The organism is Desulfomarina sp. (assembly GCF_054039375.1).
Genome location: NZ_JBPLBA010000232.1, coordinates 1 through 16,519, shown reverse-complemented (window position 1 = coordinate 16,519; position 16,519 = coordinate 1). Strand labels below are relative to the sequence as shown.

11 protein-coding genes are annotated in these 16,519 nt (G+C 43.4%); 5 read left to right on the top strand and 6 right to left on the bottom strand.

All coding sequences use genetic code 11. The features are described 5' to 3' along the window. Positions 1–127 precede the first annotated feature (127 nt). The gene (gene amrB / locus ACXLDX_RS13025; protein WP_457577621.1) at positions 128–934 is read right to left on the bottom strand and encodes an AmmeMemoRadiSam system protein B; all 807 of its coding nucleotides are present in this window, start codon (positions 932–934) and stop codon (positions 128–130) included. A gap of 180 nt (positions 935–1,114) precedes the next feature. Then, a complete protein-coding gene (gene cysS, locus ACXLDX_RS13020; protein WP_457577620.1) occupies positions 1,115–2,587 on the bottom strand; it encodes a cysteine--tRNA ligase in 1,473 nt (490 codons plus the stop codon). 244 nt (positions 2,588–2,831) lie between these two features. On the opposite strand from cysS, the gene ACXLDX_RS13015 reads away from it, so the two are divergent. Next, positions 2,832–4,376, top strand: coding sequence for an AmpG family muropeptide MFS transporter (locus tag ACXLDX_RS13015; RefSeq protein ID WP_457577619.1), 1,545 nt, complete (start codon positions 2,832–2,834; stop codon positions 4,374–4,376). 9 nt (positions 4,377–4,385) lie between these two features. On the opposite strand, the gene ACXLDX_RS13010 is transcribed toward ACXLDX_RS13015, so the two are convergent. After that, the gene (locus tag ACXLDX_RS13010; protein WP_457577618.1) at positions 4,386–4,943 is read right to left on the bottom strand and encodes a PilZ domain-containing protein; all 558 of its coding nucleotides are present in this window, start codon (positions 4,941–4,943) and stop codon (positions 4,386–4,388) included. Positions 4,944–5,014: 71 nt separating this feature from the next. Then, a complete protein-coding gene (locus tag ACXLDX_RS13005; RefSeq protein ID WP_457577617.1) occupies positions 5,015–6,502 on the bottom strand; it encodes a sigma-54 interaction domain-containing protein in 1,488 nt (495 codons plus the stop codon). Between the two features lie 235 nt (positions 6,503–6,737). Between ACXLDX_RS13005 and ACXLDX_RS13000 the strand changes: the two genes are divergently transcribed. After that, a complete protein-coding gene (locus ACXLDX_RS13000; protein WP_457577616.1) occupies positions 6,738–8,012 on the top strand; it encodes a TIGR03790 family protein in 1,275 nt (424 codons plus the stop codon). Positions 8,013–8,096: 84 nt separating this feature from the next. Here ACXLDX_RS13000 and ACXLDX_RS12995 read toward each other — a convergent pair whose 3' ends face one another. Continuing rightward, positions 8,097–8,540, bottom strand: coding sequence for a PGPGW domain-containing protein (locus tag ACXLDX_RS12995; protein WP_457577615.1), 444 nt, complete (start codon positions 8,538–8,540; stop codon positions 8,097–8,099). A gap of 4 nt (positions 8,541–8,544) precedes the next feature. Then, positions 8,545–12,117, bottom strand: coding sequence for a DUF748 domain-containing protein (locus ACXLDX_RS12990; RefSeq protein ID WP_457577614.1), 3,573 nt, complete (start codon positions 12,115–12,117; stop codon positions 8,545–8,547). Between the two features lie 507 nt (positions 12,118–12,624). Here ACXLDX_RS12990 and ACXLDX_RS12985 point away from each other — a divergent pair. From ACXLDX_RS12985 to ACXLDX_RS12975, 3 genes are all read left to right on the top strand, one after another. Beyond that, positions 12,625–13,965: an NAD-binding protein gene (locus ACXLDX_RS12985; protein WP_457577613.1), complete on the top strand. Its 1,341-nt coding sequence runs from the start codon at positions 12,625–12,627 to the stop codon at positions 13,963–13,965. Positions 13,966–14,502: 537 nt separating this feature from the next. After that, positions 14,503–15,297: a diadenylate cyclase CdaA gene (gene cdaA / locus ACXLDX_RS12980; RefSeq protein ID WP_457577612.1), complete on the top strand. Its 795-nt coding sequence runs from the start codon at positions 14,503–14,505 to the stop codon at positions 15,295–15,297. Between the two features lie 2 nt (positions 15,298–15,299). Then, on the top strand, positions 15,300–16,376 hold the full coding sequence (locus ACXLDX_RS12975) for a CdaR family protein (protein WP_457577611.1): 1,077 nt from the start codon (positions 15,300–15,302) through the stop codon (positions 16,374–16,376). Positions 16,377–16,519 lie beyond the last annotated feature (143 nt).

Sequence of the window (16,519 nt, the reverse complement as noted above, 5' to 3'; positions counted from 1 at the left end):
GTTTATAAAAGATTGATCCGTTGGTGTCAAGAAAAAATCGTAATTATTCACAGGTATCTCAGCTTTTCCTGATCTCTCTTGCCCACATATTGTAAGCTTCAGCTCACCTTGAAAATGTGACAGAAATTCAGTGGACAGTCAACCCTGCATAGCCTACTACCTGCTTTGTGTCACCGGAAACATATCCGGAGTCAGTATAGCCAATCAGTTCACAGGATGATGCACCCAGCATTTTTGCGGCAATAAGTGTTATTGCTACTGGAATAACGCCACACATGGAAATTTTATGGTCAAATACAGTAAAATAGAGTTTTTCCGGATCGAGGTTTTTAATATGTCGGAGGGCCTGAGCATCTTTTTCAGTTGCAACATGGCGTGGGACATAATGACTCATATCTGTTGAGGCCAGCAGCAGGACCTCATTTTTGCAGGTTTTGATTCCATCTACGACAGCTTCTGCAATTTCAATGCAGAGCGGATATGAAATATGTGATACAACAAGCGGTACCAGGGACAGGTTCCTCTGCCGGTATTGCAGAAAAGGAATTTGAACTTCAATGGAGTGTTCTAACCTGTGGGCCTTTTCATCACGGGTAATGTTTGAGGAATAGTGAAGAATATGTTCAGCCAGTTCCTCGTTGACAGGGACTGTGCCGAAGGGAAGCATCCATGGACAGGTGGACAGAGATACAGGGGCACCTGTTCCGTGGTGGTTCGGCCCGATCACTACTACAGTTTCGGGTATGACAATACTGTCAAGAGTTTCTGCTGCAAGTTCTCCGGAGTAGATATAGCCGGCGTGGGGAGAAATCGCAGCAATAGCCTTCTTTTTTTTTCTTCCGGACCCTGCTTTCAGCAGCAGGTCTGAAATGGTCTTTTTCAGCTCTTCAGGGGATCCGGGGTAAAAACGATCTGCGACGGCTGGTTTTCTCATGAAATTATCCTGGTAAAAGCCAATGATTTCTAACTTAATGCCTGTCCATAAATGGTTTCTGTGCCCGATATCCGGGATGCCCAGGAAATATTATTCCCGGGGTATCAATAATATGCCTGCGGTAAAATTTCCACTATGTGCAATTAAGGTGAAATCTCAACTGATGATAACTCCAGCCTGTCATTTTACTGACCAGCTGGTTCCGGTGGCATCATCTTTTAAAACAATATTCTTGCTGAGGAGTTGATCGCGGATTTCATCACTCCGTGCCCAGTTCTTCTCTGCACGGCATCTGTTTCTTTCCTCTATCAGTCTGTTTATTTCTTCTTCATCAAGATCCAGATCGGCGATTTTTATCGCCTTTTTGACGGAGAGATATTCTGTTGCATTCTCCCTGAGAATCCCCATGATGTTTGCCAGTTTTTTCAGAGTTGCAGCACAGTTTTTAAGAAGAACCGTATCTGTGGATGAAGGATTTTCTTCAACGAGTTTTACCCCCCTGTTCAGAATTTTTGCTGTTTCAAAGAAGATGCCCTGGGCCCTGGCTGTGTTGAAATCATTATCCATTGCCTCTTGAAAACGTTTTTCAAGACTGAGGATTTTTTCTTTGTCTTTTTCCGACAGAACTGTCCTGTCCTGTTGTTTTACCTTATCAGTCGGCTTGAGGTTTTCAACTGCAGCAATACATTTATATAATCTCTCCAGGCCGCTGGTTGCATCTCGCATGGCTGTTTCTGAAAAATCGAGCGGGTTGCGGTAATGGGTTGAAAAAATAAAAAAGCGCAGAACCTCGGGGTGATAATTGTCCAGTATATCCCTGATAGTCAGAAAATTACCAAGGGATTTAGACATTTTTTCATCCCGAATGGTTACAAAACCGTGATGAATCCAGGTTGTTACAAAGGGTTGACTGTTTGCACCCTCACTTTGGGCGATCTCGTTTTCGTGATGGGGGAAAATAAGATCTTTGCCGCCTCCGTGGATATCAAATGTTGCACCCAGGTATTTTCGACTCATGGCAGAACATTCAATGTGCCACCCGGGCCGTCCCGGTCCCCATGGACTGTCCCAGGTGGGTTCTCCTGGTTTTGAACCTTTCCAGAGGACAAAGTCCATGGGATGGTGTTTCCGGTCGTTGACATTGATGCGTGCTCCTGCCTGCATATCATTCAGGTTCCTGCGGGAGAGCTTTCCGTATTCAGGAAAACTTTCGACTACATAGTAGACATCATTACCCGACTGATAGGCCATGTTTTTGGCAACAAGCTCTTCAATCAGCTCGATCATTTCTTTGATATGATCTGTTGCCTTTGGTTCGATATCAGGTCTGCCTATCCCCAGTGCATCCATATCTCTGTAAAATTCATCAATAAACCTGTTGGCCAGATCTGAGGCTGTGCAGCCCTGTTCGGCGGCTCTGGTGATAATTTTATCATCTATATCTGTGAAATTTCTGACATAGGTCACCCTGTAGCCCCGGTATCGCAGGTAACTGACAATCATATCAAAGGCAAGAGCTGAACGGGCATGGCCTATATGGCAGTAATCATAGGAAGTTATCCCACACACATAGAGTTTTACATGTCCAGGTTCCAGGGGGGTGAGAATCTCTTTTTTTCCAGAAAGGGTATTGTATATTTTAATATTTTCCATAAATGAAGCCGGAGTAAACCGTTCTGTCTTTATTGTTGACTGTGTTTCGAATCCGTGTCAGTCTTGTGGATTTGTTTTGAACCTATAAAGCACGCAGGGTAAAGAAAAAAAGAAAATATGCAGACACTTAAAAATGAATCACTGATTTCACTGAATATGTCACAATACATTCCTGAATCCTTGAGCGTCCAATGGTGATGCAGCCTGTCGAATAACATAATCTTATTAAAAGGAAAAGACAATAATGAGCAAAGAAAAGAGGGAAAATCTACCTTCGGCAACAGGGATGAAAATATGGTGTCATCCCAAAGTCGTGGCTATGATTTTCCTCGGATTTTCTGCGGGTCTTCCAATTCTGCTGATTTTTTCCACACTGTCAGTCTGGCTGAGAGAAGCTGGCGTGAGCAGAGCGGCAGTGACTTTTTTCAGTTGGGCTGCTCTTGGTTACTCTTTTAAATTTGTTTGGGCCCCTGTGGTCGATCTTTTACCTGTGCCATGGTTGACCCGTAAGCTCGGCAGACGACGATCCTGGCTTTTCCTGGCTCAGATAGGGATAATATCTGCAATATCCTGGATGGGTAGTGTAAATCCGGCCGGGAATCTTGAAAATCTAAGTTTTATGGCAATGGCGGCAGTAATGCTTGGTTTTTCTTCTGCTACCCAGGATATTGCCATTGATGCCTATCGGATTGAATGTGCGGAGGAAAGCTTGCAGGCAATGCTGGCCTCCATGTATATCGCCGGTTACCGTGTTGGTATGCTCGTTGCGGGGGCCGGCTCCCTGTTTCTTGCTTCTTATCTTGGTACAACAAGAGCATTATATAATTATGGTGCATGGAGAACAACTTATCTGTGTATGGCCGCGTTTATGCTGGTCGGTGTTATCACCACTTTTTTCATTGAAGAACCTGAGCTTGGGAATGAAGTGCGATATGACTATACACTTTCAGATTACCTCCGGTTTCTTGTCCTCTTTAGTTTTGTTGTGATGGCATTTGCCCTGACTTTTTTTTATTCGGGTCCTGTTGTTGGTCAGCTGAAAACTTTTTTTACCGGGCTGTTTATACAAGAAAAGGGAGTGGCAGCTTTTCTTGTTGAGTTGTTACGGTTTATTCTCGCTGTCCTGGTTGCATTCCTGGTGGCCGGATTTTTTGAGAAAAGTGGTATGGTTGACTCAAAAATGGTGCGAAGAACCTATGTTGATCCAATAGCTGATTTTTTTGTCCGGTATAGCGGAAAAACGGCATTGCTCATTCTGCTTCTGGTTGGGTTTTATCGTCTTTCGGATATTGTGCTCGGGGTTGTGTCAAATGTTTTCTATCTTGATATGGGGTTCAGCAAAAATGTCATAGCGGGAATCACAAAATCTTTCGGCCTGGGCATGACTCTTCTGGGTGGTTTTCTCGGGGGAATGCTGACGGTGCGTTTCGGTGTCAGGGCGATTCTGTTTCTGGGGGCATTTCTTTCCGCGGCCACTAATCTGCTGTTTATGATTCTTGCGGGAGGCGGTGCAGATACAACATTGCTCGCCCTGGTGATCGGGGCCGATAATTTGAGTGCGGGTATTGCAACTACTGCATTTGTGGCTTTTCTTTCAAGCCTGACAAGTGTGTCATTTACTGCGGTTCAATATGCTATTTTCAGTTCTGTGATGACCTTGTTTCCAAAACTTATCGGCGGTTATTCGGGAACAATGGTTTCCGCATTTGGGTATGAGAGGTTTTTTCTTATTACCGCAGTTATGGGAATTCCCGTATTAATACTGGTATGGGCTGTGCGAAAAATATAAATCCTGCAATTACAGTTGTTTGTCGTGGATTCCCAGGAAAAGCCCCATGGCCTCTATAGTATGAGGTCCCTGAAAGGCAAGACCAGCCTGGTATACATTGTCATCTATCTGTTTGTTGCACCATTGGATTTTGCCGATTCCCGTCTGCAGAGATTCCGGGAAGGAATCATCAAAGGAGAACTGGACTACAGTGTTGTTCAGAAGTGGGCTTTTCATGGTGACTCGCATCCCGCCGGTGCTTATATCCAGTGTTTCGGCGAAAGTTGACTGGTGAGAGATTATTTCACCCGAGTGGAGAAGTTTTACAAGAGTCACACTGTGGCGCGTGTCTACCCGTCTGTATCTGCGACGATTTTTGTATTGATCTTCCTTGTACTGCCGTTTTCCTTCCGGTGAATTCATATAAAGAGAATATTGAAGGCACTGGGGATAATCTACGGTCGTGCAGTATATTTCAATATGGTTGTCCAGTGGGATGAACAGGCCGTCATTGCAGAGTCTGCATTTCAGAGATTTCACAGACCAGAACGGGCATGATGTATTCGGTTTTTTGGCTTTCATTGACATGGTCTATTCCAAAAAAATTGCTTGAAGAGAAATTTATCTCGTTAATTTTATTGCAATAAATGTGCCAATATTTACTTGTGGTTTTTTGGGGAAATATTGTACCGTTTCATTTTGTCATAGAAGGCAGTTTTTCCTATTTCCAGCTGTTTCACGGTTTTGGCGACATTGCCGTGATTTTTTTCCAGGGCATGGATTATAAAATCCTTTTCAACCTCTGCTACCATTGCTTTAAGAGGGCGACCGTCGAGTTGCTGCAGATAATTTTTGTGAGGCGGGTTGAGCTCTTCACCGGGGAGAATATCAAAGATCAGTTCATTTTCTGTAATAGTGTTATTCTTGGACATAAGGACCGCCCGTTGAATTACATTTTCGAGTTCACGGACATTTCCCGGCCAGTCATGGAGGATGAGTCGGTCTAGAATTGATTGGGGTAAGAAGTTGATTTCCTTCTTGAAAGCTTGACGATACTTGCGGATGAAATGTGTAACAAGATCAACGATATCATCTTTTCTTTCCCTGAGTGGCGGGATTGAAATGTTAATGATATTTAACCTGTAAAACAGATCAAGGCGAAAACTGCCATCCTGTACCATTGTGGCAAGGTCCCGGTTGGTTGCCGCGATGACCCGAACATCAATTTGAATTGGTGAATTTCCGCCAACCCGAATTATCTCTCCGTCCTGGAGGACTCTTAATAATGCTGCCTGCATTCTGGGACTGATATCTCCAATTTCATCGAGAAAGATGGTTCCGCCGTCAACAACTTCAAACTTACCTTTTCGTCTGCTGTCTGCTCCGGTAAAGGCACCTTTTTCATGTCCAAAAAGGTCGCTTTCCAGGAGGGAATCATTAATGGTATTACAGTTGATTTTTAAAAAGGGCTTTTCGTTTCTGCTGCTGCTTTCCCGGATAAGATTGGCAACAAGTTCTTTGCCTGTTCCGGATTCTCCGGTAATCAGGATGGTTGCGTCTGATTTTGCCACCTGGAAAACCATGTCTCGCAGTTCGCTCAGGGCTCTGCTTGAGCCAACCATTTTTCCTTCTTCAGGTTGTTCTTTGAGGTGTTCTTTAAGGGTGTTGAGTTCTTTTGAAAGATTTTTTCGCATTCTCTCACTTTCTTTTAATTCATTAATCTTGTGAGAGAGAATTGTTTCAATGCTGTTATGAAAAAGAGCCAGTTCTTCAAATTGAGCTTTGGTTTCCGTCTGATCCCGGATGAAAAACCAGTAAAGTGTATCGCCATGATATCCTTGAAAAGGAGCAAGGGTGTATTCCAGGTGAAGTTGATTGAGTGTTGTTTCAAGCGTGTCACCAATCCTGTTTTCACGAATGGCATCGGCAACTATCTGAAGTAGAGCCATGCAGTCCCTGTCCAGTGGTGGTTTGTTTTCGGGCCCTTTTTTGCAAAGATCCCCGAAAAATGCTTTTGCACTGGGGTTCATATACTCAATGGATTCACTTCCCTTCACAAGCAGGACCATCTCGGGTATTGTTTCAAGAAGGTTTTTCTGGTTGAGAATGAGTCTGGTGATGTCCTGGGCAATATCTTGAGTATGCATGGTATCAATTGATAATCATTTGGATTGTCAGGTGTCCGGTTTTCCAAAAATCCGTATCAGCAGGGGAAAAGTTCGACAAGCAAGGCTTCAGATAAGACACAGTATATACCAGGAGAAAAAAAAATAACAGTTTTTTCCAGAATTGCGAAAAAATTCTATTTTCTGAACAATTTTAATGAGTGATAAGATGTGGAGAAAATATTTCATAAATCGGTATGGCTGCAGGCCCAGTAGAATGAGCAAAAAACGACTGCGAAAAAACAATCTTCTGTGGCCGGGTTTTCAGTTACAAACAGGGGGAGCACTGGCAGTCTGTCTTTTCTGTGTTTTTGTTACGGTCTCATTCTCAATGGAACCGCAGGAGATTCTGGTGGTGACAAATTCCCGGATGGCTGGAAGTGTCGAGCTTGGTCGGTATTATATGGAAAAAAGGGGTATTCCCGCAAATCATCTTTTAAATCTCAGGCTTTCTTTAAAAGAAAAAATGTCCAGGTCCGAATTTGATAAAGACCTCAAAAAACCAGTCAATGATGCCATCCACAGGCTTTTACCGGGAGTGAGAATAGCATGTGTTGTTCTGATCTATGGAGTACCTCTGAAGGTGGCACCAACCCTTCCGGACTGGGATTCTTTAGAGACTATAAGAAAGTTGAAAAACGAATTGAAAGAAAGAAGGAATAAAACATATGGAAAAAACACTGAAACCGTGTTGAAAGAACTGAGAGGGAAGATAAAGAAACTTTCAAATGATTCACAGAAAGCATCGGTTGATTCAGAACTATCATTGGTTCTTGCAGGTCATTACAGGCTTTCCGGATGGATAAGAAATCCTTATTTTATCGGTTTTCAAGGGTTACATTTACCGATTGATAAAGATAAGGTGCTTCTTGTATGCAGACTGGATGGTCCTGATAAACAGACTGTTTACAGGATGATCAATGATACACTGGCTGTTGAACAAACAGGATTGCGAGGTACAGCCTATTTTGATGCCCGATGGAAATTTCCGAAGAAAAAGGATCTGAGGGGATATGCTCTCTATGATGCCTCTCTGCATCGCGCTGCAAAGATTGTCAGGAAAAGGATGAATGTCATACTGGACAGTACTCCGCATCTTTTTCCGGTCAACAGTTGTCCTGATGTGGCATTGTATTGCGGCTGGTATTCTCTGGCAAAGTATGTTGACAGTTTCGAATGGAACAGGGGGGCCATAGGATATCATCTGGCAAGTTCCGAGTGTACAACCTTGAGAAATCCTGACAGTTCTGTCTGGTGTGTAAATATATTGAAAAAGGGTGGTGCCGCAACCATCGGGCCGGTGAATGAGCCATATATTCAGGGTTTTCCTCTGCCGGAAATTTTTTTTAACTATCTCTCTGAAGGATATATGAGTCTGGGAGAAACATACCTCGTGTCCCTGCCATTTCTGTCCTGGCAGATGGTGCTGGTTGGAGATCCTCTCTATCAGCCGTTTTCACCAATTTCCGCTGTTGTTGAAAAAAATAAATAATTTTTCGAAATAGTTATAAAATTCAGTCTGATAAAGCATACATCTCCACAATCCGACTGAGTTTCATGGGGAAGAAAAAATAATTTACCGGTCAGGCCACTGAAAAGGTTTTTTTCCTCTTTTTATCCTGATCCAGTTCAGGCTCTGCCGGACCATCTGTTTCCTGATAAGTGAGCAGATTAGTTTTTGTTTACCGGGAAAGGAAAGAAGCAGGAGGCCAATGAGCATTGTCAACAATCCCTGGCCTGGAAGAAAAAGCATGGCAAAACCTGCTAGGAAAAGGATGAGACCGAGAATATTACGAAAAAAAAGGAAAAACAGAGTCGCGAAAGACTTTGTTTTTGATCCACTCTGTATCGGGGAGGCATAGGTGGAAGAGAACCGAAGGAAACAGGTTTCAGAAAGTCTGCCAACAATCCATGGAATAAGTCCCAGACTCAGAAGAAAAGTGAAAATTGAAAGCGGAATCAGCCATTGAAGCAATGTATTAAAACTTTGCGAGTTGGTCAGGAAATCCATAATATCCATCTTTTCATCGGGGTGTCATTTGAAAAAACGGCTTTAGTGTTACCGACACACCACATGCGGTTCCCAACTGTCTGTCCTCTTGCAGTTGTATTCTTTCAGGTTTCAATTGAAGCTGACTTGTCAGATGCTTTTGGACAATTTTCGCTCTTTTTCGGGCCAGTTCCTCCAGCATGGCCTGATTCACCTGGATCGTCTGCGGCTGGACGGCAACAAATTCATGGAGAAATTCTGGTGGAATATCCTGTTCCATGATTTTTCCTTCCAGGGCCATTTTTTTCTGTTTCAACTCAAGTGCTCTATAATAAGCTTCTTTCTGTTTTTTCCACTCTGCGAATTTCTTTTTGTTTTCACTGTCAACCCGTTTTAACTCTATTTCCTCCATCTGTTTTTTCATGGCTGCCCTGTCTGTTTTTTCATCGTAATTTCCTGACAAAACAAGGCTGATATTGGGATGGTTGATCAGAAGAGCACCATATTTTGAGAGGTTGTTACGGCCCTTGTCAGACAACATGAACTCTCCGGGGATAAATTCAATCATCTCGTTGTCAATAAGGTCAGTAAAGTCTCCACGGGCCAGAAGGAATGGTGAAACTGAGCTCTTGACTACATGTTTCTGGAACTGGACAAGAATTCGGTCAAACAGGGATGTGGCTGCGACGGGCGGAGGAGTGGAGAAGGAAAGATCCATGGAAAAACTGTTGTCTGTTCCTTCCAGAAGTGCCAGTGTCATGGCTGAATCGGCAACCGGTGATACCGGTTCTATTTCGGAAAAATGAATCTTTCCGGATGAAGACAGTTGCGAGTCTTCCCAGTAACTGTTTATTTCCAGTCCAAAATCTCCTTTACCTGTATTGATATCCAGAACCGGAGAAATCTGATGGTGGAAAGAGGCGAGAGGGAGATCATCGAGGTTGAAGCTGAAACTACCGTTTTTCTCCGCTGAAAACAGATCGCTCTGGGCCTCAACGGTAAAAGGCGAATCGTCCAGCTTTCCGGAAAACTGCAGTTGGGAGATAACCGGAGCCATGCCGGAATGAATATTTCTGATCCGGCCTTTGAGTTGCGAGATATCGGCTTTCCAGGGGGGGGTGGTCCGTGTATCATTCAATGCAATTTGACCGTTTAAAATGACAATCTCCTGTATGTCCACGGGAGAAAGTGTGACAGTTTTTTTGCCCCGACGTGTCCTGTCCGCCATGGGGAAATAGCTCTGGAGGAACGCAGCGAAATTTTCAAGAGCTGTATCATCATCCTTTGTAATGGTCCATGGTAAAGAGGGAGACTGCAGTTCGACAAGGGCAATACCGAGGTGAAATGGACGGGCAGCATAGTTCAGCCCATGGAGAACAGTTCCGGCCCACGAAACTGTATGGTTGTTTTGAAGGGTGAGGGACCCCTTGCCAGCATGTAATGTACCTGTAAAACCTGTCCCGGGAAAAGTAAATGTTCCTTTTCCGCCCACCAGTCCTTTGATATCTCTGAGAAGGGGGGATTTCGAGAACCAGGGGAAAAGAGCTTTTACCGGGATCTGAGCAAATTCTGTTTTCATTGTTCCCCTGAAGGGTGTCAGCCTGATACTCCCTGTTCCTGTGAAACGGGTGGTGTCTTTTCCTTTTGCTGACAACGAAAGATTGTTTTTCACAGTTTTTGCTCTGTTCAGGGCTGTCGCTTTTATGGAGAAGTCCGGAAAAAGAATTTGAGATGCTTTGTCTGCGATAAAACGACTCCTGCCTTTGAACTGGAGACTTTGGATCTTGTATTTCCCTTCAGTAAAAAAGGAAAAAATTTCAGGAAGCTGACCTTTTTTCAGTATCAATATGCCTTTTTCAAAGCGTACCCTGCCAAAATTGATGATTTTTTTATTTCTGTTAAAGCCTTCAAATATCAGTCTTTCTGCGGATAGTTCGGTGGATCTGTTTTTCTTTTTCTTCCTGCTGGAGGAGGACAGCTGGAAATCCCGGATTGTCACAGTAGCATCATTAAGCTGATAAAAACTATTATTCTTCTTGTTTTTTTCTCTTCCTGTCAGGTTCAGGGCCAGTTCTCCCTTCAAGGCAGCAGTACCTGTCATGGATTGTAAAGGTGGCATCTCAAGGAAATGCGCGAGATCATTCAGGTCAAGGTGATTGGCCGTGAGAGTTCCGTGAAAGGAGGTGGGCTGGATGATTTTACCCTTCCAGGCAAAAGAGGCTGAACTTTTTTTTCGGGTTCCGGTGAGGGTGAAGGTTCCTGCTTTTTCTTTTTTATCACCTTTTTCGTTTTTTTCCCTGGTTGATAAACGGTGTGCCTCCAGTTGGAGCATTGTCCATTCATTGATGATTTTATTTTTTTCGGAGTCGGTAAATTGTTTCAGGGTGCCGTTTTTGATAGTGAGCGAGTTTATTTTTGCTGTATATCCTGACTTTTCTCTGGAGACAGGGTTTTTCTTACTACTGTCTGTGTTGAGGAGTGAGCTGATGTTTTTTACAAAACCTCGTCCGAATGAGGAAATAACAGGTTCTGTCAACGAGACGGTATCAAGATGGATATTTTGAGAGACCGGATTGAGTGTGCCTTCAAGCCGGGCCCTGGGAATGGCCAGGTCGAGAGTGTTATTGTGCGCCAGGATGTTCGCTTTACTGATGTTCAGAATAAAACGTACAGCCAGTTTTCGCCCTTTTTCTCCCTGGGGATCAAATTTGAGGCCGATTTTGCCGTCGGCTTTGCCTTTCGTAATGGAAAATGGCAGGGAAAACGGCAGGTAGCTGAGGTACAGAGGGAGATCAATTGCCGTAAGGTTACAGACCAGATCTGTTGATGTCCGTGTAGAACCGGAACTGCCTATTCCAGCCTCTCCAGACAGATCAACGGGACTGCCGTTCACTGTTGCTGAAAAATGGGGTCTGATATAATTGTCTGCCTGAATTGCGAGGTTTGAAAAACTCGGCAGTGCCAGTTGAATATTCTTGATGGAGTGAGTTTTTTCCGCGGGCTGGTCAATAAAAGTGATACTTCCGTCTGTTACCTGGATGTTATTCAGGGAGAAATGAAAAGGAAGGTCGGAGAAATTCATCATGTCCGAATAACTTTTCTGCCTGCCCGGTTGAAACAGAGGGGAAAAATTATATGATTTGTCTTTATTTCTGATTAGATTCGCATCTGGCTCAATTATAGTCAGATCGTTGCAGACGATATCGTTCCGGAGCAGGTGAAGTGGTGAAAGTTTTCCGGAAAGAGATTTGATAAAGAGGAGGTGACGATTGTCATTTTTTGTCAGTTTAAGAAAGATATTTTCCGACTGAAAGGAAAAGGTATAGGGATTAAAAGTTGTGTGGCCCGTTTTGAAAAAAAGCCCTGTTTTTTCAAAAACAGTAGAGGGTAATAGTGCATTGATGTAGTAGGGAACTCCAAAAAAACCAGCCAGTGAGTAAACTATCAATAAAACCGGTAGAAGCAGTAACCCGAGTCCATGTTTGAAGGTGAATCCGGGGTGCCTTTTTGTTTTTTTTCTCCGTGCCGCTCTTTTTTTGGGGGGAGAAGTTTTTTTGGGTGTGGAAGTCGGAGGCTGTATGGGAATATTACCAAATCGATCTGACATAGTTTGTGTTGGAGGTATTTCTGATATGACTTACCGGAAACAGAATTATTTCTTCCATAGCGAGGTACAGGAGAAAGCGGCCGTTTACGGCCAGGTACTTTAAAAGACAACGTACCCGAATTCTATACACCAGACCAAGGAAAAATGCATTTTCAAATTAATGCGCAAGGTTGAAAGGAGCTGATTAAATTCTGATTACCCATGAAACTCAGCCAAATTGTGGATGCGCCTGTTTTATCAGGCTGAGTTTCATACATAATCAGAAAAAATAATGACATTGTAGATTATCTTAAAACTGTTTTTTTGTTATGCTATAATTTGCCTGTCTGCTTTGCAACTGTCCGCCATTTTTCTCTGAACTGTGTAATTGCTCACAGGTTCTGCAGATTTTTGCAGGCTCTTCTTCGCTTTTACCTACCTGCGTGGACAAATGAGACCGTGAAAAGCTGGGTGCCTGTGAGTAATTACGTTTTATCGGGTTCGGGATTTCGACAAGGGTTTTGTTTAATGGGACCACATAAACGCGTTTTTCTGGCTGCCTGTTTTCTTCTGTTTTTTCTTGTAACAGGAACTGCGGGCTATCATTTTCTCGAAGGGTATACCTTCATTGATGCTTTTTATATGACTGTCATAACAATTTCAACAGTCGGTTACGGTGAAATAAATCCCCTTTCGGAAAGTGGCAGAATCTTCACCGTGTTTCTGATTCTTTCCGGTGTCGGCAGTATAGCGTTTGCGGCAAGTGCTTTTACAGAAATGGTTATCGAACGGTCAGCGAATCCGAACAGATGGAAGAAATCTATGGAGAAAAGAATAAGCAAATTAAAGGGACATGTGATCATTTGCGGCCATGGCCGGGTAGGGGCTGCTGCTGCTGAATATTTCAGTGAAAAGGGTGCTGATTTTGTCATTATTGATAATTCAGAAGAAACATTGAAAAAAATTTCTGAACTGGGTTTTTTTCATATCCTGGGTGATGGAACCAGGGAAGATGTCCTGTTGAAGGCAGGGATAAAGACGGCTTCGGCACTTCTTGCGGTCCTGGATTCCGATCCTGATAATCTTTTTGCTGTTCTGACAGCCAGGGAGTTGAATCCTGTGCTGAGGATTATTGCCAGAATCGATCAGCCGAGTTCTGAGTCAAGGATACTTCGGGCAGGTGCGGATTCAGTTATTTCCCCTTTTGCGGCTGCAGGACAGAAAGTGGCAGAAAGCCTTCTGGCCAAAGAGGATCTGGGGGATGATCTGTTTCTTGGCTCATCTTCAAAAAGTTGTGAGCCAAAGTGGCTGGAAATACAGGAAGATTCTGATCTGACGGGGAAATATATCCATGCGGTCTCCCGGTTGCTTGAAGGGAAAATCATAGGAATACGCAGGAACGAAACGGACATTCTTATGCCGGACGATGATGATCTGGTCAAAGCCGGAGACAGGTTGCTTGTGCTAGAAACATCTCGGGAAAAAAGAACCGGCTCGAAAGAAAATCAAATGAAGAAAATTGTTTTGATTGATGACAATCCTGTTATTTTAAGGCTTTACACACGTCTCTTTCAAAAGGCCGGCTTTAATACATTGTGTGCTGCCACCGGTAAAGCCGGTTATGATCTTATTCTTGAAGAGTCACCCGATGTGGCGGTTATTGATTACAGGTTACCGGATATGTCAGGCCTTTCAATCTGTAGGAATGTGAGAGAACTGGAAGATAAAGATGATGTCAAACTGGTGCTCTTTACTGCGGATGAAAGGGAGGAAACAAGAATGAAGGCCATTGAGGCGGGTGTTGACAGGGTGGTTGTGAAAAGCCCGAATGCTGGAGAAATTGTGTCACTGGTTTCTGATGTGCTTTGATTTTTCGGATTACCCATGAAACCCAGCCAGATTTGGACCTTTCTGAACTATCTTGTCCTTGTAAGTTAATGACATTATCTCAGAAGTTATAAAATCATAAAGTTGCTACCCCTGTGACCAGTTACGAAATAACTATTCATAGGTGTCTTACTGTTTGTGTTTGGGGACCAATTGTAAAAAAATGGTATGGTTTAAAAAAAAAGATTAAAAAAACAAGAAAAATCTTTTAATTCCTTAATATTAGTCGTACATTTAAAATATACTTCAACCTAAATCCTGCAATTGGCAAGTTTGCCGGAGATGCAAGGTTCAATGGCGCTGACGTATAGGCATACTTCAAGCCATTGAAAACGAAGCAGATTCGGTAAAATTGCCAATCCTGCAGGGCAAAGAAAATGAAAAAATTTACATTCACCTAAAAAGTGAATAACCAAATTTGCTCGATATATCATAATATACTGAAGTCAAGTTATATTTACATTTTTTCATTTTCTGAAGTGCAGGATTTAGGTTCAATTTCAGCCGTTTTTATCCCTTATGTTTGAATTTTTTCGTTATTTCCGCTGGCAGGATATTCTTGATATTCTGGTGGTGGCTTTTATCATACATCAGCTGATTTCCATCATCAGGGGCACACGTTCTGTACAGATGGTGGTTGGAATCGGTATTCTCACCATCATCTATTTTCTCGCAAGCGTTCTTGATCTGTCTGCTCTTCTCTGGGTGATGCAGAATTTCCTCAGTTCAATTCTTCTCATTGTGATCATAGTTTTTCAGCAGGATATTCGCAGAGCCTTGACCCAGGTCGGCCGTTCTCCTTTCCAGAAACATATTGAAATTGTCGATAAACAGATGGAGGAGATAATCAGAACACTTTTTTATCTTGCCAAAAGAAGGATTGGAGCTCTTATTGTAATTGAAAGGGAAACAAGCCTGGGCGATTTTATCGAGTCCGGTTTCAAACTGGATGCGGTTCTGACAAAAGAATTGCTTATTTCAATCTTTATGCCGGCATCACCTCTCCATGACGGTGCGGTTCTCATCAGCGCAGGGCGGATTCAGCATGCAGGCTGCATCCTTCCATTGACTCAAAACCCTTATATAAATAAACGCTATGGAACCCGGCATCGCGCCGCCATCGGTCTTACTGAAGAAACTGATGCCGTTGTTCTTGTGGTTTCAGAGGAGACACAGGAAATATCCATAGTCAGGCATGGGGCTTTGACCACCATAGAAGATGAAATAGGACTCAACAAAAGTCTTCAGGCAATTTTTCTGGTTGGAAAAAGCGGTTCTTCTCAACCCTGGAAAAGCTGGCTCGGGGGAAAATGAAGATGGAGAGTCTATCAGCAAAAAAAACGTGGACAAAACTGGTTTCCAAAGAATGGATCCTGAAAATTGTTTCCCTCTGTCTCGCAGTAATACTCTGGTATTATGTTGGTGGAGAGAATCGGGTGGATAAAAATGTGATGATCCCCATAGAGATTATAAATCTGCCAAGGGATCTTGTTATTTCCAATCAGTTTAAAAAGGAGATCGAGGTTACGGTGAGTGGCCCTCGTGCCCTTATTCTCGATATGACCAATAAGGCGATCACGCGTCAGATAGACCTGTCGGCGGCCACTCCGGGAACAATGGTCATTGAAAACAGCAACCAGCATATCCCTGTTCCTCGTGGAATAACAGTTCAGAGAGTACAGCCGTCTTCAATTATTCTTTCTTTAGACAAACTGATTCAGAAGCGATTTCCTGTTACCGCGAAGACAGTGGGACGGCCCGCTTCGGGCTATGTGCTCAAGGGATTACATACTGAGCCTGACGTTATTTCAATCACCGGTCCCCAGACGGTTCTTTCCCGAATTGACGAACTGTATACCAACGCCATAAATCTTGACGGTCTGAAACACTCTACCCAGATGCAGATACCCCTGGAACTGGATCCCACAATTGTTGATCTGATTGGTGAAACATCCGTCACTGCAGATATAAAAATAGGGCTGGAAACTGTTACGAAGACTGTAACGGGGATGAAGGTGCATGTCCTTGCCAATGGAAAGGCAAAAAAAGTTGTACCGGAAGTTGTCAAGGTTACAGCGAACATTCCCAGGCTGTTGCTGAAAAAAAAGGTGAATTTGCGAAAACTGTTCATGGTGACGGCAATTCAGCAGCAGGATACGGAAAATTTGAAGGTGGAAGTCATTCCAAGACCTGACGTTGAATACCCTGTTGAGATTGTGTCTATTATCCCGTCTACAGTGCGCCTGGCAGTAGAGAAAATGCCGGGAAAAGGAGCTGTGGACTCCATTATCCCCCTGGGCAGCCTTGAGAGTGGTGTTCTGCCGGGGACTGAATTGCAGGGGGTGGAATCACCTCTTCTTATTCGATCAATAAAAAAAAAGAAAAAAAGGTAATTACTCACAGGTACCTCAGCTTTTCACGGTCTCTTTTGTCCGCATAGGTAGGTAAAAGCGAAGAAGAGCCTGCAAAAATCTGCGCCACCTGTGAGCAATTACAGTTCAGAGGTAATAAAATCATATAATTGTTACCCCGGTGA